The sequence below is a fragment of the Streptomyces canus genome, assembly GCF_001514145.1.
GTDB classification, from domain to species: Bacteria; Actinomycetota; Actinomycetes; order Streptomycetales; family Streptomycetaceae; genus Streptomyces; species Streptomyces canus.
Genome location: NZ_KQ948690.1, coordinates 32,042 through 51,286 on the forward strand (window position 1 = coordinate 32,042; position 19,245 = coordinate 51,286).

Below are 19,245 nucleotides of genomic sequence, written 5' to 3' on the forward strand. Positions count from 1 at the left end.
GACGGGCAGCCGGCACCCGTTTCCGGGGTGCAGACATGACGCCCGTCCGTCCCCTCGCAGGCCTGGTGGTCGCAGAACTCGACTCGTCTCTCGCGCTGGCGTTCTGCGGGAAGTACCTCGCCGGACTCGGCGCGGACGTCACGGTCTGCGGACCACGACTCACCGAGTACGACGAGGTGGTCCGCGACTACGTGGACGACGGCAAACACCTCTCGACAGAACCGCGGCCGGCCAGAACCCTGGGCGACTACGACGTGGTCCTGACGTCCGACGTTCCGAGCGGGCTGCCCGACCACGTCGTCACCGTCGTCGTGACCGACCAGGGCCGCACGGGGCCGCACTCCGCGTGGGCGGGCGGCGACTTCCTCGCTCAAGCGCGCTCCGGGCTGATGTCACTGGTGGGCGTCGCGGACCGAGCGCCGCTGGCCATCGGCGGCCACCAGATCGCGTACTCGGCCGGACTGGCGGCCTTCACCGGCACCATGGTCGCCCTGCACCAGCGCGACAAGGACGGTCGCGGCCAGGTGGTCGAGACCTCTCTGCTCGAGGTCGCCGCCTACATCGAGTGGAAGGGCCGGATGTATCACCAGGCCGGCAACGTGCTCACTCGAGGAGACCGCTCCGGTCCGATCGTCACCGAGTGCAGCGACGGCCCGTTCGGCTTCTACTACCGCCCGACCGACTGGCCGGCGATCCTTCAGGTGTTCGGCCGCGAGCGTCTCGACGATCCACGGTTCGCCGACCACCGGCAGCGGGTGTGCCATACCCGGGAGCTCGCCGAGGTCATCAGCGAGCTCTCCGCCGGGCTCTCGCGCGACGAGTTGTACCACCGGCTCCAAGCGGTCGGCGTACCAGCCGGACCGATCTACACGCCGACCGACCTGTTGCGTTCCGAGCAGTACCGCGAGCGTGGCTTCCTCGTGCCCATGGACGCCGCAGGGCCCGAGACCATCCAGCCGGCGCTGCCGGTCACCTTCAACGGCGCCCGGAGCGCCGCACCCCAGCGTGTCGTGACGACAGGAGGAGAACACCGATGAGCGAGGACCACGATCACCCCCTGCCGCTCGCCGGTCTCCGGGTCTTGGACCTCGGGATCATTACGGCTGGCGCGGCCTCGTCGCAGGTGCTGGCGGACTTCGGAGCCGAGGTCATCAAAGTCGAGTCGACGACCTACACCGACCCCTTCCGCAACTGGTCCCAAATAGCGGACGGCGGATCGCCCGACCCCAACGCCAGCCCCGCCTTCAACGCCGTCAACCGGGGCAAGCTCGGTGTCGCGATCGACCTGAAGACCGACGAGGGGCGCACGGCGTTTCTCCAGCTCGTCGCCGAAGCGGACCTGGTGGTGGAGAACTTCCGCCGCGGGGTGCTCGAGCGGCTGGGCGTCGGCTTCGAACAGTTGAAGGCCGCGAACCCGCGGATCGTCCTGCTCTCCCTGAGCAGCCAGGGATCGACCGGGCCCGAGCGGGAATTCATCTCGTTCGGCTCCACGCTGGAAGCCATCGGCGGCCTGATGTCGGTCACCGGGTACGGACCCGGCGACCCGATGTGGACGGGGAACAACGTTAACTACCCCGACCAGCTCGTTTCCATCATCGCGCCGGGCCTGGCACTGGCGGCCCTGCGACTGCGCGACCACACGAACGAAGCCGTCCACGTCGATCATTCCCAGCGCGAAGCGGTGACCAGTCTCCTGGGCCACGAGATCGTCCGCGCCAGCCGCGGTGACCGCTCATCGGCCAGCGACTCCAACACCCACCCGCGGCACGCGCCGCACGGGGTGTACCGCACGGACGGCGGGGACGACTGGATCGCGCTCTCCGTCCGGTCGGACGACGAATGGGCCGGGCTCTGCGAGGTTCTCGGCCTCGATGCGGTGGCTCGGGACCCACGCTTCATGACCACCGACGCCAGGTGCGGCCACCGCGCGGAGCTGGACGAGATCGTCGGCGCGGCCTGTGCGTCGCGCGAGAAGAGCGCGCTGGCCCATCAGCTGCAGGCGGTGGGCGTGGCAGCGGCCCCCGTACAGCGTCCCGAGGAGGTGCTGGACGACCCGCAACTGGCCGCACTCGGCTTCCACCAAACGGTGCCCGGTGACGCGACGATCCAGCGCGGCTTCGTCGCCAGACTCTCCCGGACTCCGGGGCGCGTCCGCCGCCGCGCGCCTCGGCTGGGTGAGCACAACGATGCCGTGCTCGGCCGGCTACCCGTATTCGAGCCCGCCATCGAGAGCGTCCGTTCACCAGATCAGGTAGGTCAATGATGAGCCCCACCAGATTTCCCGAGTTCAACATCGAGCAGCAGTACGACATGCTGATCGGAGACAGCTGGACGCAGTCCGCCACGGGTGAGACCTTCCGCTGCTTCGATCCGTATGAAGACGTCGAGTGGGGGCACGTGCCCCTCGCCGCCAGCGCGGACGTGGCCCGCGCGGTCGACGCGGCGCGGGCGGCGTTCCGCACGTGGAGCCAGACGCCCGCCCATGAGCGAGCGGCGATCCTTACCCGGTGGGCGCGCGCGATCACCGACAACGTCGAGTCGTTGGCGCGGACCCAGGTGCACGAGAACGGCAAGACGATCGCCGAGATGCGCGGGGCGAGCGGCGCGCTCGCGGCGACGGCGGAGTACTTCGCCCAACTCGCGCTCGGGCCGGTCGGGCAAGTGATCGAACCGGCGATGCCGAACCACGAGGCCTGGACCCTGCGTCAGCCGATCGGTGTCGTCGCGGCGATCACCCCCTGGAACAACCCGCTCGGGCTCCTCGGGTGGAAGCTGTTCCCGGCCCTGGCCGCGGGCAACACGATGGTGATCAAGCCGTCAGAGGTGACGCCGGTCTCGACACTGTTGCTGGTCCGGCTCGGCCTGGAAGCCGGGCTTCCCGCCGGCGTCGTGAACGTGGTCACCGGATTCGGCGCCACGGGTCAGGCACTGATTGACAACCAGGGGATCGACAAGGTCGCCTTCACCGGTTCGACCGCTACCGGCGCGGCCATCGCACAGCGCGTCGCACCGCGCTTCCTGCGCACCACATTCGAGCTGGGGGGCAAGGGCGCGCAGATCGTCTTCGCCGACGCGAACCTGGACCTGGCCGTGGACTCGCTCGTCAAGGGCATCGTCGCGGGTGCCGGGCAGGCATGCAACGCCGGCTCCCGCCTCCTGGTACAGGACTCGATCTACGACGACGTCGTGACGCTCCTTCGCCAGCGCGTCGCCGGCGTCCGGATCGGCGACCCGCTCAACACGGCGTTCGACATCGGTCCCCTCGCGTCGCGGCCGCAGTACGAGAAGGTGACGCGGTATCTCGACATCGCCGGCGGCGACGGGGCCGAGCTCCTCGTCGGTGGACGTCGCGGACAGGAGATCGACGGCGTCGGCACGGGGCGCTTCGTGGAGCCGACGCTGTACGCGACGCCGGAATCCGCCTCCCGGATCCGCCGTGAGGAGATCTTCGGCCCGGTCGGCGCGGTCATCCGGTTCAAGGACGCCGATGACGCCGTCGGCATCGCCAACGAGTCACGGTACGGGCTCGTCGCCGGGCTGTGGACGAATGATCTCACGCGGGCGCACCGAGTCTCGCGACGCCTGGAGTCGGGTGTCGTGTGGATCAACACCTGGCGCGCGTTCAGCAACAATGTGCCCTTCGGAGGGGTGAAGAGCAGCGGCATCGGACGTGAGATCGGGCCCGACGCTCTCTTGGAGTACACCGAGACCAAGTCCGTCTGGCTGGGGCTCCACTAATGGACCACCCAAGTCTCACGCCGCCCGAAGGAAAGCACGAACTCACTCGGTGGTTCACCCGGCAAATCTGGCAGAGCCTCGGCGAACCGTCGTCCGGCGCCGACTGCCTGCAGGTCAGCGGCGACGGCGATCTGGGAACACCTTTCCCGATCGCGGACCTCGCCGCGGCGTCCTTCGCCGTCAGCGGGCTTTCGGTAGCGTCCCTGCTGAATGCCGCCGGGCTGGACGCGCCGCCGGTCGCCGTCGACCGGCGGGAGTCGGTGGCGTGGTTCGACGTCCCGATGGCACCCACCCGCTACATCGACGAACCCGATCGACACGGGATCCACTCGCGGTGGATGGCCGAGTATCTCACCGCGGACGATCGGTGGATCCGGGTCCAGGCCTCCTTCCCATCGCTGCGGCGCCGCATGTGCGAGGCCCTGGACGTCGCCGAGGATCCTGGAGAGGTCGCACGCGCCTTTCGCGCCCAGACGGCCGAGGCGCTGGAGCATCAGCTGGTGGATGCCGGCGCCGTCGCCACCATCGGCCGTTCACTCGCGCAATGGCGGGAGTCGGACCAGGGACGCGCTGTCGCGGCCGAACCCATCGCCGACGTTCGGACTACGACATCGCGGAGCGCACGGTGGTCCCCACACCCGTTGCGGCCCCTGCTCGGGGTGCGGGTACTCGACATGACCCGTGTGGTGGCAGCCCCCATGGCCACGAGATTCCTGGCCGCCCTGGGTGCGGAGGTGCTTCGGCTCGATCCTCCGGACGGGGACGAGGTGACGATGATGAAGGCCAACGACATCGTGATTGGCAAGCGGTGGGCGGTGCTGGACGCCAAAACCCCCGAGGGCCGGGCTCGGTACCGCGAACTGCTGGCCTCCGCGGACGTGTTCGTGCACGGGTACCGTCCGGGCGCTATCGACGCTCTGGGCTTCGACGTGGACGCGCGCGCCGAGATCAGCCCGGGGCTCGTCGAGGTCACCCTCGACGCCTACGGCTGGACCGGCCCGCTGAGCCACCGCCGAGGTTTCGACACAATCCTCCAGTTCGCCACAGGGCTGGCGCACGAACATGCCCGGTGGGCCAACGAGGACCCCGGCCGTCGGCTTCCGCTGAACTCCCTCGGACACCGGGTGGACGGATCCCGGCCCCGGATCCTTCCCGTCGAGATCCTCGATTTCAGCACCGGGTACCAACTCGCCGCGGCCGCGATCAACGGTCTGCGCCGCCAGCTCATGACAGGGAAGGGCTCCCTCACGACGTTCTCGCTGGCGCGGACGTCGACACTCCTGGCACAGCCCGAGTTCACCGCCGGACCCGAGGTTATCGACCTGCCGTTGCCGCTGCCGACGGGAACGCGGGTCCACGAGATGAACCGACGGCCGTCCAGGCGGCTGGAGTTTCCCGTCCGAGTGGACGGTGTGGACCTGTACTGGGACCGCCCCGCGGAGGACGCGGGGTCGTCGGCCCCACAGTGGGCGACGACCCGGGCGGGACAGGATCGATAATGCTCATCACAGAGGCAGGCGCGACATGACGGCAAGTATCGGGAAGCCGGTTCCGGTTCCCACCGAAATAGACCGGCCCTATTGGGACGCGCTCCGCGAGCACCGAGTGGTTCTCTCCCGATGTGTGTCCTGCGGCTGGTACAGCCAGCGCCGCAAGATGCTCTGCCAGGAGTGCCACGGCGAGGAATTCACCTGGGCAGAGATCTCCGGCCGGGGAACCATTTACTCCTTCACGCGCGTCCACCAGACCTGGGTCACCGCCTTCCAGGACGACACACCGTACGTACTCGTTTCCGTCGCCCTCGAAGAACAACCGTCGCTGGTCCTCGTGACCAACCTACTCGGCGACTATGACTTCGAGTCCTTGGAGCTCGGCCTCCCCGTGATCGCGGACTTCGAACCGCGCGGCAACGAGATCATCCTGCAATTCCGCTTGGCCGGAGGCACCGATGTTCAGTAAAGACAACCCAGTCGCCATCGTCGGCGTCGGACACTCGCAGATAGGGCGCCGGCTCACCCGCCCCCTCGGCCTCCTCGCAAAGGACGCCGTGTTGGCCGCCATCGCAGACGCGGGCATCACGATCGACGACGTGGACGGCGCAGCGACGTTCCCGCAGTTCCCCGAGGGACCCCGAGACGGTACACAGTTCGTCAGCGTGGCCTGGCTCGTTAACAGCCTGGGCTTTGAGAACGTCACGTGGTGGGCCGAGACCCAGAGCGGCAACGTGAGCACGGCGATCGAACAAGCCGCCCACGCGCTGGCGCTCAACCGATGCAACTACGCCGTCGTCTGGCGGGCGATGTCGTTCGTGGCGGGCGGTAGCTACCAGGCCACACATTCCGCGCTGGAGGCGCCGGACAGTTCGGCTTTCACCCTTCCGTACGGCAAATCGGCCTCGATCGCGGAGTTCGCGCCCGCCTACATGCGGTACATGAAGCTGTACGGCGCCCGTCGTGAGCACCTCGCGACGCTCGCCGTGGCGCAGCGCAAGGGCGCGAACCTCAATCCGAACGCGTACTTTCGCAACACACCGCTGACGGCCGACGAGTATATGAACGCGCGGATGATCGCCGACCCGATGTGCCTCTACGACTGCGACATTCCGGTCGACGGAGTGGCCGCCATCGTCATGACCCGGGCCGACCGGGCGAAGGATCTGCCACATCCGCCGGCTTACGTCTCCGGCCTCGGCCAAGCCGGCATTCCTAAGGGCATCGAGCCGCGATCGATCAGTGGCCTCGGCAGCGGTATCGGCCCGCGAATGTTCGAGCAGATGCAGCACACCGCGAAGACGATCGGGAAAAGCCTCTGGAGTACCTCCGGCCTGCGTCCGAGCGATGTCGACGCGGCCATGCTCTACGACGGGTGGGGACCCGACGTCTACTTCTGGCTTGAAGGACTGGGCTTCTGCGGAGAAGGCGAAGCCTTCGAGTTCATCCAGAAAGGGCGGATCGACATCGACGGTGAGTTCCCCATCAACACCCACGGCGGCAATCTGAGCGAGGGGCGCTTGCACGGGATGGGACATTGGGTCGAGGCCGCCTTGCAGGTGCAAGGACGCGCCGGTAGGCGCCAGATCAAGAAGGCGGACAACGTCGCCGTGGTCAGCGGACTGATGAACCTCGGCTCCGGAGCGATCCTCAGCAAGTCACCCCACTGACGTCGCGCAGCGGATGTCGTCGGGCAGGCTGACCCGCTTGAGGCACCGGGGCGCTGGCAGTGGAGGATGTGAGGGCAAACGTTCTAGGAGGTGCTTCGATGTCCCAGGCAGGCGACGGCAAGGGTCCACGGGGAGGGGACACGCGCGAACGGATTCTCACCGCGGCTTCCCGCGAGCTCGCGCTGGCGGGGTTCGCCGGGGCACGCATGGAGTCGATCGCGCAGCTCTCCGGCATCAAGAAGCAGGTAATCTACTACTACTTCGCGAGCAAGAAGGAACTCGCGCTGGCGGTGCTCGAAAGGAATCACGCGCTGACAGCCGACTTCTGGCACTCATTCGCGTCATCCTCGCTCTCCGAGATCTTCCAAGCCTCCCTCGACACGTCCGTCGTCAACCAGGACGGAGTCGCGCACCTGGTTTGGGAGGGCCGGGAGTACCTGAACCCCGACGGCCTCGACATCCCTGTCGGACCCGACCGGAAAGCCGATTTTCAGCGCATCGTCGGCGTCATCGCCGCCGAACAGGCTGCCGGCCGGCTTCGCTCGTCGCTGTCCCCGGAGTACTTCGGGCTTCTCGTCGTCCTTCTGACCACCGCGCCGGCCGCTCTGCCGCAACTCACCACACTCATCACGGACCGTGACTGGCGTGACCCCGCCTTCGCGGAGGAGTGGCTCCGGATGATCAACGAGATCCTCGCGGCGCTGCGGCCGCCCGAGTGACGTCGGGCCCGAGCCGGGGCCGTTCGTACGGTCGTCGTTACTTGCCGCTGTAGACGGGGAAGGCGCTGTGCTCGCCGTAGTCCTTGGCCTGCATGCCCCGCAGCACGTCCATGTCGGCGTCGGTCTGATGGACCGGCTCGCCACCGAAGGCGCCGAAAACATCTCCGAAGATGTCATCGGCCAGGCTGTCACCACCCGCCGCATCGACCCCAGAGCTGCACGGGTCGGGTGGCCCGAGGGAGTCTCACCCCGGGCTCCCACAGAACGGAGCGTGACAGGGTCCCGTCACTCCGCTCTTGTCACTCTGATCACCAGAAACACGGTGTCCATGACCAGTGGGCGAAGAGCATGGGATGCCGGCTGGTGATGCGCTGCCAGCACTTGTGGGCTGCTTTGAACGACCGATATCGCTTGTACCTCTTGCGGATCCAGCGCATCAGGTAGGCGCTGATACGCCGCAGGAGGGGCAGCAGTTCGGAGCGGTAGAACGCTCCGTAGTACTGCATCCAGCCGCGCACGATCGGGTTGATCATGCGGGCCAGCTCGGCGAAGGTCAGGGCTTCGGCGTAGTCGCGTGATGTCCGGTTCGTGATCATGTGATGCCGAGCAGGGCGAGCGGGCGGTTCGGGTGGCGTGCGTTGGCGCGGAGTGCGGCGGCGATGTTGTGGGTGCCGGCCAGGCGGAGGGCACCGATGGCGAGGTTGCGCCAGGTTGCCATCGTGCGGGGCGCGTTGCCGGTCCGCAGTTGGGAGGCGTCCTCGGCGAAGGTGGTGTCCCGCACGTGGTGCAGGGCCTCGCTTTCTGTCACACCCCACTGTCTCGCTGAGGACATCAATCGCAAAGGAGCGAGTTCATGAATCGATTTGCCGTTACGCATCTCACCGACCCCGACCTGACCGAGGTGACACGAAGGGTGGTCACCTCCTTCTTCACTGCGCAGATCGCCGGAGATCACGAGGCGGTATCGAAGGTAGCGTCACCGGAAATGACCGTCTGGATCCTGGGGGACTTCTGGTGGAGCGGTATGCACGACCTGGCGGAGATCGCGGTCATTCGCGATTCGTGGGTGGGCGGCCTCAAAGATGGCGGTGCCGACTTCTCCACAGAACTCCTGTCGGTACTGGCGGATGGTAATCGCGCTTCGGTGGAGACCCGGATCACCGCGACATGGGCAGATGGCCGTCCATACGAAAGCCTGTGCCACTACGCCCTGGATGTCGCGGACGGCAAGGTCGTCGGGTACCGCGAGTACTTCGACACTGCCTATGAAGCGACCTACCGCCAGGCGGAGCGACCGACCAACGCCTGACGAGTGACGATCAGACTTCACCAAGAGCGCCCTGGAGCGGGGAGATCGCGTGGCCGCGACGGCTCGCGACATATCAGCGCTGGGCGATCTCGTCGAGCGGTACGGTGACGTGCTCTTGCCGCTAGAGGTCGACGTCACCGACCGCCAGGGTGTCTTCGATGCGGTCGCTCGCTCCGTGGAGACCTTCGGCCGCCTCGACGTCGTCGTCAACAACGCCGGATACGGCCTGTTCGGAGCAGCCGAGGAGATCCGCGTCCAGCAGCTGCGAGACCAGCTCGAGGTCAACCTGTTCGGCGTGCTGAACGTGACGCAGGCGGTTCTCCCCGTCCTGCGGGAGCAGGGCGCCGGGCACTGACGACTTCCCGCGCGAATCACTTCTTCTCGCCGGGAGGCGGGCTGTCCGTTCCTAACTCTCGCTCCGGCCGCGAAGCTGGCTAAAGACGCTCGCCGACATCGAGGAGGAAGTTGATCCAGGCGACGCCGCAGGGCTTCGGCGTAGTTGCGATGTGGGTGGTTTGTCCGGATCCGCGCGGTCGGGTGACCCCCGGCGTGAAGCAGGCGCGAGCTTCCAAGATCATTTGGGTGTCGAGTCCAGTGATCCCTACGGAAGCCCGTGCTTGCGAACGCATCATCCCCGATCCCACCCGTTCTTGACCAACTCCGCGGTCAACCCGACCCCGCGGAGAACGAACTACCCGGACTGCTGGCCCGGTTGGCCGCCGTTCCCGACCCGCGCAAGCCGTGCGGCATCCGCCATGGCCTGGTGTTCGTTCTGGCGTTGGCGGCCTGCGCTGTGCTGGCCGGCGCCACCTCGCTGCTGGCGGTGAGCGAGTGGGCGGCCGACGCCCCGCAGGCGGTCCTGGACCGCATCGGCGCCCACCGCTGCCCGTTGACCGGCGTCCGGCTGGTGCCGTGCGAGACGACGATCCGCCGCACTCTGGCCCGCCTGGACGCCGACGCCCTGGACCGGGCGGTGGGCGCCTGGCTGGCCGACCGCCGTACCGATCCTGGGCCGAAGGCCCTGCGCGCGGTGGCGGTGGACGGCAAGAGCCTGCGCGGCGCCGCCAAATCCGACGGCCGCAGGGTCCACCTGCTGGCAGCCCTCGACCACACCGACCGCCTGGTCCTCGCCCAACTTGACGTTGGGGAGCAGACGAACGAGATCACCTGCTTCCAACCCCTGCTGGATACTGTGGCCGACCTCGCCGGAACCGTCGTGACCAGCGACGCGATGCACACCCAGCGCGAGGACGCGCAGTACCTGATGAGTCGCGGTGCGCACTACATCGTGATCGTCAAGGCCAATCAGAAGAAGCTCCGCAAGCAGCTCAAAAGCCTTCCCTGGAACCGGATTCCGCTCCAGGGCCGCATCCGCGAGACCGGTCACGGCCGCGGCGAGATCCGCCGCATCAAGATCTGCTCCACGGACGGCCTGCTCTTCCCCGGCGCCCGCCAGGCCGTCCAGCTCAAGCGCCGCCGCTTGAACCGCAAGACCGGCAAGGTCACCGTCAAGACCGTCTACGCGGTCACCAGCCTGAACGCCGGACAGGCCACCCCGGATCAACTCGCCGAGACGCTCCGCTCGCACTGGCAGATCGAGGCCCTGCACCACGTGCGGGACACCACCTTCGCCGAGGACGCCTCCCAACTGCGGACCGGCAACGCGCCCCGCACGATGGCAACCTGGCGCAACCTCGCCATCGGTGCCCTCCGCCTGGCCGGCACCCACAACATCGCCGCCGCACTCCGCGCCAACGCACGCCACCCGAACCGCCCGCTCGCCCTGCTCGGCATCACATGATCACGAACCGGACATCACGCGACTACGCCGAAGCCCTGCGGCGAAGGTGAGGCCGATCCGCAGGTGAAGCCGCCAGGAGCGGACCTCCCCGCTGATCTTCTTCAGGTCCTCCTTGCTGATCGCGGGCAGGAAGTTGGTGAAGTTCTTCCCCTTCCTGCTCCGCGCTCTGCGGGCCTGGAACGTGAACCCGAGGTCGCTTTTGCCCTCGTGGCGGCGCAGGGAACGGTCGGGCCGATCGACCTCGACGACACGGACGTGTTGGGTGTGCAGGTAGCGGGTGAGGCCTGCGCCGTAGGCGCCGGTGCCCTCGACACCGATGAGGATCACGGTGCCGTGCCGCTTCAGCCAGCTCAGCAGTTGCCGGTGGCCTGCCGGCGTGGTGGCGAACTGCGCGGTTCCCAGAAGCCGGCCGGCGTCCGACCCGGACGTCACCACCAGCACCAGGGCGGCGATGCCGAGCCGTCGGCCGGAGTCATCGACTCGCAATCGGTCAAGGCAGCCGACGCCGTCGGCAGAGACTCCCGCGGCTACGATCCGGGCAAGAAAAGTCAACGGAAGTAAGCGATTCATCGTCACCGACACCCTCGGCTTACTGGTCGGTGTCACCGTTCTCGCGGCGTCGTGGCAGGACCGCGACGGCGCGAAGACTGCCCTGCTCGGCGTCTACCTGAGAACGCCGATCTGGTATGTATTCGCCGATCAAGGCTTCGCCGGCGTCACCTTACGCAGCTTCTTCAGATGCTTTCCGTCGAAGGAAACCGTGCTGCTGGACATCTACGGTCAGACGAACTCCCGCCTGATGGAGCTGATCGAGACCGCAAGAGCGCTGTCGTGCGATGGTGCGACGAATACGGAAAACTTTTCGCGGCGTTGCAGCCGATCGCCGAAAAATCAAGGACGGTGATGGCGGCCCTGCTGATCAGGACCACCGACTGGGAGGAACACCTCGCCGAGGCGCTGTCCGTGCGTTTCCCCGGCCTTGACCCCGCAGACGCCAAAGTCTGGGGATACACGGCCATGGCAATGATGCGACTGCTGCAGCAGAACGCTGGCAATGCGGGCACCAACTATGCGGATGCGGCGCGGGACGTCTTCAGCAGGTTGGAATCTCTCATGACCGGTCGGGACCGCTCAACCGGGTCCAGTCGGCGGGCGAGACGCGGCGGCTACTGTAGCTCGGCGCGGCTCGGCGGCGAGATCGAGTCCCCAGTGCATCGAGCGCGGCCTGTCAGTGCGCCTTGGTGGCGGGGCCGGCGCCGGCTTGGTCGAGGCAGCTCCGGAGTCGTTGCAGGTATTGGTCGAAGGACTCGTTGGCCGGCCAGGTCTGGTAGGCCGTGGAGACTGCGGCGAAGGCGAGGTTGAACTGCAGGGTGGCCGTGAGGGGGTTCGTGCCGGCGGTGCGGGTGGCGACCCAGTCGCGGAGGTCGGTGCGGAACTGTTCGCCGAGGTCCTGGGTCGACTGGGCGAGCGCGGGTGACTGCGCTTTGAGTCGGCGTTGCAGGGGCATGCGGTCGGCGAGACGTTCGTTGAAGCCGATCATGATCGCGGCCAGTGAGTCCCACAGCGGCTCGTCGGCGGGGCGCGCGTTCATGAGGGTGCGCCAGTGCTCGCGTTCTTCGGGGTCCTGGTCGAAGACGACGGCTTCCTTGCTGGCGAAGTAGTTGAAGAATGTCGCGCGGGAGACGTTCGCGGCGGCGGCGATCTGCTCGACGCTGACGGCTTCGTAGCCGCGCTGGTCGAACAGTCGCAGCGCGGCGGCCCGGATGGCGCGCCATGCGTCCAGCTTCTTTTGTTCTCGCAAGCCCATCGTGTCACCTCTTCCCGACGATCATAACAGCAAATCATGGACGGCGTCTAAGTTTGATGTACGGTGATGAAGGTGCAGGCGGTCAGACCAGTTCTGACCAGCGGCTTCAGCCGCAGTACGCCCGCCTCGGGAAGGGAAATGTCATGAGCAAGGTTTGGTTCGTCACCGGGTCGTCCAAGGGGTTCGGACGGCAGTTCGTCGAGGCAGCACTCGACTGCGGGGACAAAGTGGCTGCCACAGCACGCAACACCGACACCTTGAGCGACCTGGTGGACAAGTACGGCAACGCCGTCCTGCCCCTGCAGGTCGACGTGACCGACCGCAAGCAGGTCTTCGAAGCGGTCGCTGCGGCGCACAAGCAGTTTGGTCGCCTCGACGTCGTGGTCAACAACGCGGGTTATGGGCTGTTCGGCACGGTCGAGGAGATCACCGAGCAGCAGCTGCGTGACCAGCTCGAGACGAATCTGTTCGGTGTCTTCCACGTCACCCAGGCCGTCCTGCCGGTCCTGCGCGAGCAGAACTCGGGGCACATCATTCAGATCTCCACCATCGGCGGTGTCGCAGCCTACCCGTCGCTCGGCGGATATCACGCGTCCAAGTGGGCGCTGGAAGGTCTGACCGAGGCACTGGCTCAGGAAGTCAGCGGGTTCGGCATCAAGGTCACCCTCGTCGAGCCTGGCGGTTTCGACACCGACTGGAGCGGCGCCTCGGCTGTCTTCGCCGACGCCCAGCCGCAGTACGCGCCCCTGCACGAGGGCATGGCCGCGCAGATGGCCGGTGGCATCCCCAAGCCCGTGGGTTTCGGGTCCGCGATCCTCAAGATCGTCGACGCCGAGAAGGCGCCACTGCGCGTGTTCTTCGGTGAGCAGCCGCTCGCAATCGCCGGGCACATCTACCAGCAGCGCCTCGACGAATGGGCCACGTGGGCCCCCGTCTCGCGCGAAGCCGAAGGCAAATAGCCAACCATGACAGCCGTCCGCATCGTCCTGGACATCCTGCTGGCCCTGCTGGTGCTCGCTACCGGCGCAGGCAATTAGACGGACTTCGGGACTCAAGGTCGGATGAGACGGGCAGTCGGGTGCGCGACCCCTGAGGGGGGCGATAGCCGCTAACGCCGCGTCGCATACTGAAATAGGGCACGCATGAAAGCCTTATAACCGACCAGATCTATGTAAAAGCCCTCTCAAGGCGGTCGGTCTGATAGGGCCTTATCGATACCACCACGGTGTAAGGGCACGCAGGTGTGCCCGGACGGCATCGATGTACGCAGTTTCGAGGGGCTGCAGCGCACTGAGATCGATCACGGTCGGCGGGATGTTCACAGCGGTGTCGGTCTCGATGGCCGGTGCTTCCCAGGCGGCGTGCATGGCTAGCCCCGCCGTCCTGCGCAGCTCCTGTATGAGCTCCGCATATGCGGCGCCCACGGTTTCTGACTCGATTTTCGTCCAGGCAAGGTGATACGAGAGGTTGGCCTGGATGTCCCGCAGGGCTTCCGACAGCCGCACCCTCTCCTCGGCCGGGGCATCCGAGCGTCGGCGACGGATGGCGTACGGCATTTCCTTGTAGGCGCTGTGTGCAGCGAATGCCTCGGAGAACGCGGTCCGTAGCCGGTCAAGTTGCTCTTCACGGCTTTTGCGTCGTGCGAGCCAGATGTTGATGGTCGCGGTGAGCATGGCGGCGAGGAACGCTCCGGACAGTACGGCCGACAGGACGAAGCCGGACTCGAGCGAGGAGGTGGTGGAGTCCGTTGCAGGAGGCGTCGACGGAACCACGGTGGTCGTCGACGTGGTGGGGACCGGTGACGGTACCGCCGTCTGCGCGGACGTCATGCGGCCCTCCAAGTCGTCATGCGGCACTACGTTCTACGTGCCGTGCGGCGCCTCCTCGCCGGGCCACTCGCCCGTACGGCGCCACCATTCTTCGCGCAACAGGTGGGCCACGACATGCCCCAGCAGGGCAGCGGGCCCGTCGCTGCGGGTCCATCGCTGTTCGGGAGGATCGTACGGAAACCACATGCACAGCGCGCGGTCGGAGTACCGGTGAGGAGACTCGGACGGCCCGTCGGTGTACACATACGGCACCTCGGGCGCCCCGGGGCTGAAGACGATCGAGACCGTCTGCTCCATGACATCCGGTACGCGCAGCCGGACTGCCAGGGCGAAGCCGCCGCGGTGCCGATGCGGCGGACGGGTAACGCGGACCTGCTGGCCACAGGCGGCGAGCCGGTGTTGGAAGGCGATACGGGCCGCCGGCCTGGCGAACCAGGCCGGCCTGCGCCACGCGGGGCGGCGTGTCACGCGTGATGTCCGGTTTCGCCGAAGGCACGAGTGGGCCGCACGGCGGCCGCCGCACCGCCGAGCCCGAGGGCCACCGTCGTGACGGGGGAAGGCCGACGCAGCGCGGAGATCTTGCCCGCCAGACTGCCGGACGCCGGGGCGTCGACGTACCGGTAGAAGACCCGCGACAGGGCCGACAGCACCGCCTCGCGGTCGTTGTCGTTCGCCAGCGCCTCGGCCACGCCGTCCGACGCGGTGCGCAGACGCCGGGCCGCGACGTCGCGCCCCACCAGCAGCTTCACGTTCGGCGAGACCCCGGCCGGGTCCCGCGTGGCCCCACCGGTCTCCACCCGGAGTGCAGCCTTGGACAGCACCGTACTCAGAGCCTTCGCCATGCCCATCCCGGGCTCGACGAACTCCCACGCCCAGACCGTGAGGTTGTGAGAGGAGAAGCCCGGCTGACCGTACTGCTTGTTCCACGCCTTCAGCAGACGCACCACACGCCGTCGCGTACGCCGAAGCGACTCCTCCCCACCGGTGAAGAGCACCACGTGACGCTCGGGGTCGGACGCCTCCCAGCTGTTGGTCTCCAGGTTCGGGATCCACAGCCCGGCACCCGCCTTCCGGGTGAGGGCGACGACCAGGTCCACGGTCGGGTCCTGGCCATCGACGGGCTGTCCGAAGGTGATCTTCGGGCCGCGCTTGGAGGTACCGCAGCGGGCCTTCGGGTAGACCTTGCGCACCGCAGGGCCGAGCAGCGCGCACAGGTCATCGGTGATGTCGGCGGGCGTCTCGCCGCCTCCCTCGGGGCCCAGCTGCGGATACACGCGGCGGTCGAGTACGACTCCGCCGTCGCCGTCTCCGACAGGGTGGATGAAGGTGTGCTGGGGCAGCGAACCACTGCGGTAGGTCCGCAGTGCGCCCTGGAAGCCGATGGCGCTGGAGCGGACCAGATCCAGGCGCGTCCGGGCCTCCGCCAGGGGCTGCGGATGTGCGTCGATCTGGCCGCGGATGTCGTTGAGGATGTCTTCGGTGTATCCCATGGTGGGGTTCCGTTCGGGTGAGAGGCGCCGAGCGCCACGCGTCGCCCGGGACTTCCCCGGGCGGAGCCGCCACTTGGCGGCTCACCCTCCTCTGACGTCACACCGCTGAGATCGTCCGGGCCGCACTGGGATCTTCGTTTCGGGGAGTATCCGAACAGCTCAGGAGCAGTCGCGGCAGGTCGTACTCGTGCCCTCGAACCGTGACGGAGCCAGGACCATGGAGCAGCGCTCGCACGTACGGTCACTCCGGCTCCTGGCGGTCGTGCACCCGCAGTGCCCCTGCCCGCACCGCGGCTCGCCGCACTCCTCACACGCCGGCTCAGTGACCTTGAACGAGTCCCCGCACGTCTCGCATTCCCGCCAGGAACCGAACCGGGAGCTCTGTGTGTACGGGCGCGGCGCCGTGAAGGCACGCCATGCCACGCTGTCCTCCGCGAGCACCGCGATCAGGTAGTCCTCGTCGCACCATGCCGCCTGCCCGTAGAGCAGATCACTGTGGCCGCCGGAGCGGTAGACGACGTACGTCTTGTCCCGCTGGATCGTGGCTCGGGTGCGCAGGGCCGCGGAGACGAGCGGTGTCCGGGACTGGTCGGAGCCCCGGGCGGGCGGGATCATGCCCCGGGACGCGGCGAAGAGGACCTCACCCGTGGTGTCGAGCAGTACGACGGCGCCGCCACCCGCCAGATACCGCGCCGCTCGCACGCAGCACGCCTCACGCGATGCCTGGGACGTACGAAACATGGTGACGACGTCGTCTGCGGACGGACCTCTGCGGCGTACATCCTCAGGAATCTGGTCATCCGGTACCAGGATGCGTGCCGCGAACGCGTCGCACGCCGCTTCCTCGAAGGCCTCCGAGTCCTCCCAGTCGAACAGTCGTTGGCCCAGCGCCGTGTCGGTCTGCTGGAGATGGTGGCCGAGCTCGTGCAGCCCCGTGAATCCCCGGCGCCGAAGTGAGCGTGCCTCCCCGACCACGAGGGTCGGGGGATCGGAGTCCGACCGATAACTGCCGGCGACCGAACACCGGCCGCCGTCTCCCGCCTCGGCCTCCAACGACACCTGGATCTCCGTCCAGCGGTGCAGCTCAGCCAGCGGATCCGCGCGCAGTGCCTCCAATGTGCCGGGGTGAAGGCGCTCGACGGCTGAGATCATCGCTTCCGCCTGCCGAGGGGCCTCTTCGATGAACCGGTGACGTGTCATTTGTCCTCCGCGCCGTCTTCGCCCTGGAGGAATTGCCTCAGACGGGCATCCCAGGCGGCGGGCCCGCCGCCCGTCTGGCGAGCGGCCAGCGCGAAGGCGCCGTAACCGCCCGAGAGCCGGGCCTGAGTTTCGCTGACCCCCAGGCGCTGGGCCCGGCGTACCCAGACGGAGCGCCACCGCGGGTGTTCTGCGACGAGCACAAGATCAGCAGGCAAGGGGCGGACCGTTTGGGCGATCTCCGCCGAGGGCAGTCCCGTGGCCGACGCGACCGTGTCGATCTGGTCTGGTGACAGCGGCGTCTTGCCTCGCAATAGTTTCATGGCCTGCGGCTGCGGCAGTTGCAAGGCCGCGCACAGCGCCCCCAGGTCCAGTCGGTCACCGAGCAGCGATGCCAGGGTTTCAGGCGGTTGCCCGTCCTCCTCAACAGGCAGGCCAGGCGCATGCTGCAGGTACTCCAGATCATCGGTGAGGGTGGCGCGCACCTCCGCGGCCGGCTCCAAGGAAGAACGGATCGGCAGCCCCTCGCGTACTCCTGTCGGAACCGATCTCGACTGGCCTCGGGTCCTCGCTACGGTGAATTCCACAAGGTCCTCACCCCAGGCGTCGACCACGCGTTCCAGCACACGTAGCGGGATGCAAGAGGCCCGGCTCGCCCACACAGTGGCGTTGACGCCGAATGCAGTCCGCGAACCGGCCACCACCACGCTGTTCTCGTCCTCACCCGGCGGGTCGATCGTGACCGGCACCACGCTTACTTCATGGGTTTCGACGTCCAGGATCAGCACGAGCATGCTGGTGTCCTCCCAGCGAGCCCGCCACACCTGACCGATCTCAAGCTCCACCTGAGCCGGATCACCGAACCGCTCTCTGAGCCCTGCCTCCGACAGGGCCTGCGGCGCACGAGCCCGCCGAGCCAGATCCAGGAAACGCTGCGGTACCCCCTGGTCACTCATGGTGTCCTCCCGCATCCATCGACTGAGCAGGTCTCCACCATTGACTGACGTCATAGCGCTCACGGTGTCCGGCCCTGGTCCTGTTCATCGTGTCTCCGCTACTCCGCTGCACAACCGGATCACCTCCGCCCCCACGGAAAGTACATCGTCGCCGTCCCCGACGAGCTGACGCAGCTTCTCCCGCAGGTGCGCTGCATGGTGATACGCCTGGGAGCGACCGCAGCCCAGAAGCGTCTGAATCTCTCCGGGAGCGTCCAGATACGGAACTATGCGCCGTTCCTGGGGGCTGAGCATGCTCACGACCTCTTCCGCCAGTGACGTGGTCTCGGCGTCATCAATGCGCGCAAAGACGATCTCTTCCGGGGAAGACTGAGCATTTACCGTGATCTCTGACCCGGCGTCGGCCGGGAGCGAGACCACAACGGGATCCAGCACCACGGGAAAGCGAGCGGTGAACACCTCGACCAGCTGAGCGACCTCCATCGAGCCGGAGGCAGCGGTCAGAACTGCAATGGTTACAGCTTCTGTCGATGCTCTGTCGGCGACGGGGGCACGGCGCGTTTCGCTGCTCCACTTGGGAATCTTGACGTTCGGCACGGCGTACGCGGCCTCGACCAGCGGGGTGACGGGGCCCGACCACGGCTGCACCGTGGTGCCGGCCAATCGCCACCTGCCAGCGCCCTCCGTGCCCAGAGGCACTACCTCGAAGGCATCGCTGTCGGCCAGCACCTTCTCCAGTGAACGGCCCACCGATACGACCGCAGTCTTACGAGAGCGGTCGATCAACCAGTACCGGATCGACGTCCGCAGCAGCTTTCCGACAGAGTCGTCATTCCTGGCCAGAGCCAGCAGGTTGGCGGTGACCGGCTCGATTCGGTCTGCCAGAAAATCACCCAGCAGATCCTCCAGGTCGGCCTCCTGCCACCCACCCGGCGGAGACAGAACGGGCAGCCGCCGCACTTCCTCCCGGATCAACTTGTAGATCAAAGACAGACAGACGGGACCGAAGTGCCCAAGCTCGTGCAGCTCATCGAACGTGGAAATGGCCGGTACCTCCCCTTGACGGGCAAACCGTACGTCGGGGAGATGGGTGTGAGTGCGGGTTTGATGCATTTTCGCTCTGTGCCATCCGGCTCTGAGGAGTGCACGCGGACACCCTCGGAGTAAGGCTGAGAGCGGGACAGTTGTCTGTCAGCGTCCAAGCTTCCAAAGAGACACGACAGTTAAGCGGAAACAACC

21 protein-coding genes and 1 pseudogene are annotated in these 19,245 nt (G+C 67.2%); 12 read left to right on the forward strand and 10 right to left on the reverse strand.

The genetic code is table 11. From position 1 onward, the window contains the following. The first annotated feature begins 35 nt into the window (after positions 1 to 35). From AQJ46_RS49750 to AQJ46_RS49780, 7 genes are all read left to right on the forward strand, one after another. Positions 36 to 1,037 (forward strand): CoA transferase, encoded by a 1,002-nt coding sequence (locus AQJ46_RS49750; RefSeq protein WP_059211974.1) that lies wholly within the window; start codon positions 36 to 38, stop codon positions 1,035 to 1,037. After that, positions 1,034 to 2,263 (forward strand): CaiB/BaiF CoA transferase family protein, encoded by a 1,230-nt coding sequence (locus tag AQJ46_RS49755; protein WP_059211975.1) that lies wholly within the window; start codon positions 1,034 to 1,036, stop codon positions 2,261 to 2,263. The genes AQJ46_RS49750 and AQJ46_RS49755 overlap by 4 nt, the downstream gene beginning before the upstream one ends. Further along, the gene (locus AQJ46_RS49760; RefSeq protein ID WP_063803971.1) at positions 2,263 to 3,738 is read left to right on the forward strand and encodes an aldehyde dehydrogenase family protein; all 1,476 of its coding nucleotides are present in this window, start codon (positions 2,263 to 2,265) and stop codon (positions 3,736 to 3,738) included. Before AQJ46_RS49755 ends, AQJ46_RS49760 begins: the two co-directional genes overlap by 1 nt. After that, positions 3,738 to 5,237, forward strand: a complete 1,500-nt coding sequence (locus tag AQJ46_RS49765) for a CoA transferase (protein ID WP_059211977.1) — start codon at positions 3,738 to 3,740, stop codon at positions 5,235 to 5,237. Before AQJ46_RS49760 ends, AQJ46_RS49765 begins: the two co-directional genes overlap by 1 nt. Before the next feature lie 25 nt (positions 5,238 to 5,262). Continuing rightward, the gene (locus tag AQJ46_RS49770) at positions 5,263 to 5,697 is read left to right on the forward strand and encodes a Zn-ribbon domain-containing OB-fold protein (protein WP_063803972.1); all 435 of its coding nucleotides are present in this window, start codon (positions 5,263 to 5,265) and stop codon (positions 5,695 to 5,697) included. Next, complete coding sequence (locus tag AQJ46_RS49775) at positions 5,687 to 6,898, forward strand: thiolase C-terminal domain-containing protein (protein WP_059211979.1); 1,212 nt, start codon at positions 5,687 to 5,689, stop codon at positions 6,896 to 6,898. Before AQJ46_RS49770 ends, AQJ46_RS49775 begins: the two co-directional genes overlap by 11 nt. A gap of 98 nt (positions 6,899 to 6,996) precedes the next feature. After that, positions 6,997 to 7,617, forward strand: coding sequence for a TetR/AcrR family transcriptional regulator (locus AQJ46_RS49780; protein ID WP_059211980.1), 621 nt, complete (start codon positions 6,997 to 6,999; stop codon positions 7,615 to 7,617). Between the two features lie 308 nt (positions 7,618 to 7,925). Here the strand turns inward: AQJ46_RS49780 and AQJ46_RS49785 are convergent, their stop codons facing one another. After that, complete coding sequence (locus tag AQJ46_RS49785; RefSeq protein WP_079072846.1) at positions 7,926 to 8,213, reverse strand: group II intron maturase-specific domain-containing protein; 288 nt, start codon at positions 8,211 to 8,213, stop codon at positions 7,926 to 7,928. Beyond that, positions 8,210 to 8,425 carry a hypothetical protein gene (locus tag AQJ46_RS49790; RefSeq protein WP_404828539.1) on the reverse strand — a complete coding sequence of 72 codons (216 nt, stop codon included), beginning with the start codon at positions 8,423 to 8,425 and terminating at the stop codon, positions 8,210 to 8,212. The genes AQJ46_RS49785 and AQJ46_RS49790 overlap by 4 nt, the downstream gene beginning before the upstream one ends. Positions 8,426 to 8,470: 45 nt before the next feature. Here AQJ46_RS49790 and AQJ46_RS49795 point away from each other — a divergent pair, with 45 nt between their 5' ends. From AQJ46_RS49795 to AQJ46_RS49805, 3 genes and pseudogenes are all read left to right on the forward strand, one after another. Continuing rightward, positions 8,471 to 8,926: a nuclear transport factor 2 family protein gene (locus AQJ46_RS49795; RefSeq protein WP_059211982.1), complete on the forward strand. Its 456-nt coding sequence runs from the start codon at positions 8,471 to 8,473 to the stop codon at positions 8,924 to 8,926. Between the two features lie 16 nt (positions 8,927 to 8,942). Then, positions 8,943 to 9,278: pseudogene (locus AQJ46_RS49800) on the forward strand (SDR family NAD(P)-dependent oxidoreductase); the annotation flags it as partial. Between the two features lie 261 nt (positions 9,279 to 9,539). Next, positions 9,540 to 10,727 (forward strand): ISAs1 family transposase, encoded by a 1,188-nt coding sequence (locus AQJ46_RS49805; protein ID WP_059211983.1) that lies wholly within the window; start codon positions 9,540 to 9,542, stop codon positions 10,725 to 10,727. Here AQJ46_RS49805 and AQJ46_RS49810 read toward each other — a convergent pair whose 3' ends face one another. Then, a complete protein-coding gene (locus AQJ46_RS49810) occupies positions 10,728 to 11,213 on the reverse strand; it encodes an IS110 family transposase (RefSeq protein ID WP_059211984.1) in 486 nt (161 codons plus the stop codon). On the opposite strand from AQJ46_RS49810, the gene AQJ46_RS59330 reads away from it, so the two are divergent. Next, complete coding sequence (locus AQJ46_RS59330) at positions 11,179 to 11,631, forward strand: transposase (RefSeq protein WP_159064251.1); 453 nt, start codon at positions 11,179 to 11,181, stop codon at positions 11,629 to 11,631. The two genes, AQJ46_RS49810 and AQJ46_RS59330, sit on opposite strands and share 35 nt — an antisense overlap. 324 nt (positions 11,632 to 11,955) lie before the next feature. On the opposite strand, the gene AQJ46_RS49815 is transcribed toward AQJ46_RS59330, so the two are convergent. Then, positions 11,956 to 12,534 (reverse strand): TetR/AcrR family transcriptional regulator, encoded by a 579-nt coding sequence (locus AQJ46_RS49815; protein WP_059211985.1) that lies wholly within the window; start codon positions 12,532 to 12,534, stop codon positions 11,956 to 11,958. A 143-nt stretch (positions 12,535 to 12,677) separates the two neighbouring features. On the opposite strand from AQJ46_RS49815, the gene AQJ46_RS49820 reads away from it, so the two are divergent. After that, the gene (locus AQJ46_RS49820) at positions 12,678 to 13,493 is read left to right on the forward strand and encodes an SDR family oxidoreductase (protein WP_059211986.1); all 816 of its coding nucleotides are present in this window, start codon (positions 12,678 to 12,680) and stop codon (positions 13,491 to 13,493) included. Positions 13,494 to 13,742: 249 nt separating this feature from the next. Here the strand turns inward: AQJ46_RS49820 and AQJ46_RS49825 are convergent, their stop codons facing one another. The 6 genes from AQJ46_RS49825 to AQJ46_RS49850 all read right to left on the reverse strand — a co-directional run bounded on the left by AQJ46_RS49825 (position 13,743) and on the right by AQJ46_RS49850 (position 19,119). After that, on the reverse strand, positions 13,743 to 14,363 hold the full coding sequence (locus AQJ46_RS49825; RefSeq protein WP_159064252.1) for a hypothetical protein: 621 nt from the start codon (positions 14,361 to 14,363) through the stop codon (positions 13,743 to 13,745). A 33-nt stretch (positions 14,364 to 14,396) separates the two neighbouring features. Next, positions 14,397 to 14,831 carry a hypothetical protein gene (locus tag AQJ46_RS49830; RefSeq protein ID WP_059211988.1) on the reverse strand — a complete coding sequence of 145 codons (435 nt, stop codon included), beginning with the start codon at positions 14,829 to 14,831 and terminating at the stop codon, positions 14,397 to 14,399. Then, the gene (locus tag AQJ46_RS49835; RefSeq protein WP_059211989.1) at positions 14,828 to 15,853 is read right to left on the reverse strand and encodes a nucleotidyltransferase family protein; all 1,026 of its coding nucleotides are present in this window, start codon (positions 15,851 to 15,853) and stop codon (positions 14,828 to 14,830) included. Before AQJ46_RS49835 ends, AQJ46_RS49830 begins: the two co-directional genes overlap by 4 nt. Positions 15,854 to 16,012: 159 nt before the next feature. Beyond that, the gene (locus AQJ46_RS49840) at positions 16,013 to 17,053 is read right to left on the reverse strand and encodes an ImmA/IrrE family metallo-endopeptidase (RefSeq protein ID WP_059211990.1); all 1,041 of its coding nucleotides are present in this window, start codon (positions 17,051 to 17,053) and stop codon (positions 16,013 to 16,015) included. Further along, the gene (locus AQJ46_RS49845; protein ID WP_159064253.1) at positions 17,050 to 18,060 is read right to left on the reverse strand and encodes a hypothetical protein; all 1,011 of its coding nucleotides are present in this window, start codon (positions 18,058 to 18,060) and stop codon (positions 17,050 to 17,052) included. The genes AQJ46_RS49840 and AQJ46_RS49845 overlap by 4 nt, the downstream gene beginning before the upstream one ends. A 30-nt stretch (positions 18,061 to 18,090) precedes the next feature. Beyond that, positions 18,091 to 19,119 (reverse strand): hypothetical protein, encoded by a 1,029-nt coding sequence (locus AQJ46_RS49850; RefSeq protein WP_059211992.1) that lies wholly within the window; start codon positions 19,117 to 19,119, stop codon positions 18,091 to 18,093. Between the last annotated feature and the right edge of the window lie 126 nt (positions 19,120 to 19,245).

Bases quoted from the DNA above. Each gene is read 5' to 3' on its own strand.
- AQJ46_RS49845 (WP_159064253.1), bottom strand. From the start codon at position 18,060: ATGACGTCAGTCAATGGTGGAGACCTGCTCAGTCGATGGATGCGGGAG.
- AQJ46_RS49755 (WP_059211975.1), top strand. From the start codon at position 1,034: ATGAGCGAGGACCACGATCACCCCCTGCCGCTCGCCGGTCTCCGGGTC.
- AQJ46_RS49850 (WP_059211992.1), bottom strand. From the start codon at position 19,119: ATGCATCAAACCCGCACTCACACCCATCTCCCCGACGTACGGTTTGCC.
- AQJ46_RS49825 (WP_159064252.1), bottom strand. From the start codon at position 14,363: ATGACGTCCGCGCAGACGGCGGTACCGTCACCGGTCCCCACCACGTCG.
- AQJ46_RS49795 (WP_059211982.1), top strand. From the start codon at position 8,471: ATGAATCGATTTGCCGTTACGCATCTCACCGACCCCGACCTGACCGAG.
- AQJ46_RS49840 (WP_059211990.1), bottom strand. From the start codon at position 17,053: ATGACACGTCACCGGTTCATCGAAGAGGCCCCTCGGCAGGCGGAAGCG.
- AQJ46_RS49835 (WP_059211989.1), bottom strand. From the start codon at position 15,853: ATGGGATACACCGAAGACATCCTCAACGACATCCGCGGCCAGATCGAC.
- AQJ46_RS49775 (WP_059211979.1), top strand. From the start codon at position 5,687: ATGTTCAGTAAAGACAACCCAGTCGCCATCGTCGGCGTCGGACACTCG.
- AQJ46_RS49750 (WP_059211974.1), top strand. From the start codon at position 36: ATGACGCCCGTCCGTCCCCTCGCAGGCCTGGTGGTCGCAGAACTCGAC.
- AQJ46_RS49770 (WP_063803972.1), top strand. From the start codon at position 5,263: ATGACGGCAAGTATCGGGAAGCCGGTTCCGGTTCCCACCGAAATAGAC.
- AQJ46_RS49815 (WP_059211985.1), bottom strand. From the start codon at position 12,534: ATGGGCTTGCGAGAACAAAAGAAGCTGGACGCATGGCGCGCCATCCGG.
- AQJ46_RS49785 (WP_079072846.1), bottom strand. From the start codon at position 8,213: ATGATCACGAACCGGACATCACGCGACTACGCCGAAGCCCTGACCTTC.
- AQJ46_RS49760 (WP_063803971.1), top strand. From the start codon at position 2,263: ATGAGCCCCACCAGATTTCCCGAGTTCAACATCGAGCAGCAGTACGAC.
- AQJ46_RS49820 (WP_059211986.1), top strand. From the start codon at position 12,678: ATGAGCAAGGTTTGGTTCGTCACCGGGTCGTCCAAGGGGTTCGGACGG.
- AQJ46_RS59330 (WP_159064251.1), top strand. From the start codon at position 11,179: ATGCCGAGCCGTCGGCCGGAGTCATCGACTCGCAATCGGTCAAGGCAG.
- AQJ46_RS49780 (WP_059211980.1), top strand. From the start codon at position 6,997: ATGTCCCAGGCAGGCGACGGCAAGGGTCCACGGGGAGGGGACACGCGC.
- AQJ46_RS49765 (WP_059211977.1), top strand. From the start codon at position 3,738: ATGGACCACCCAAGTCTCACGCCGCCCGAAGGAAAGCACGAACTCACT.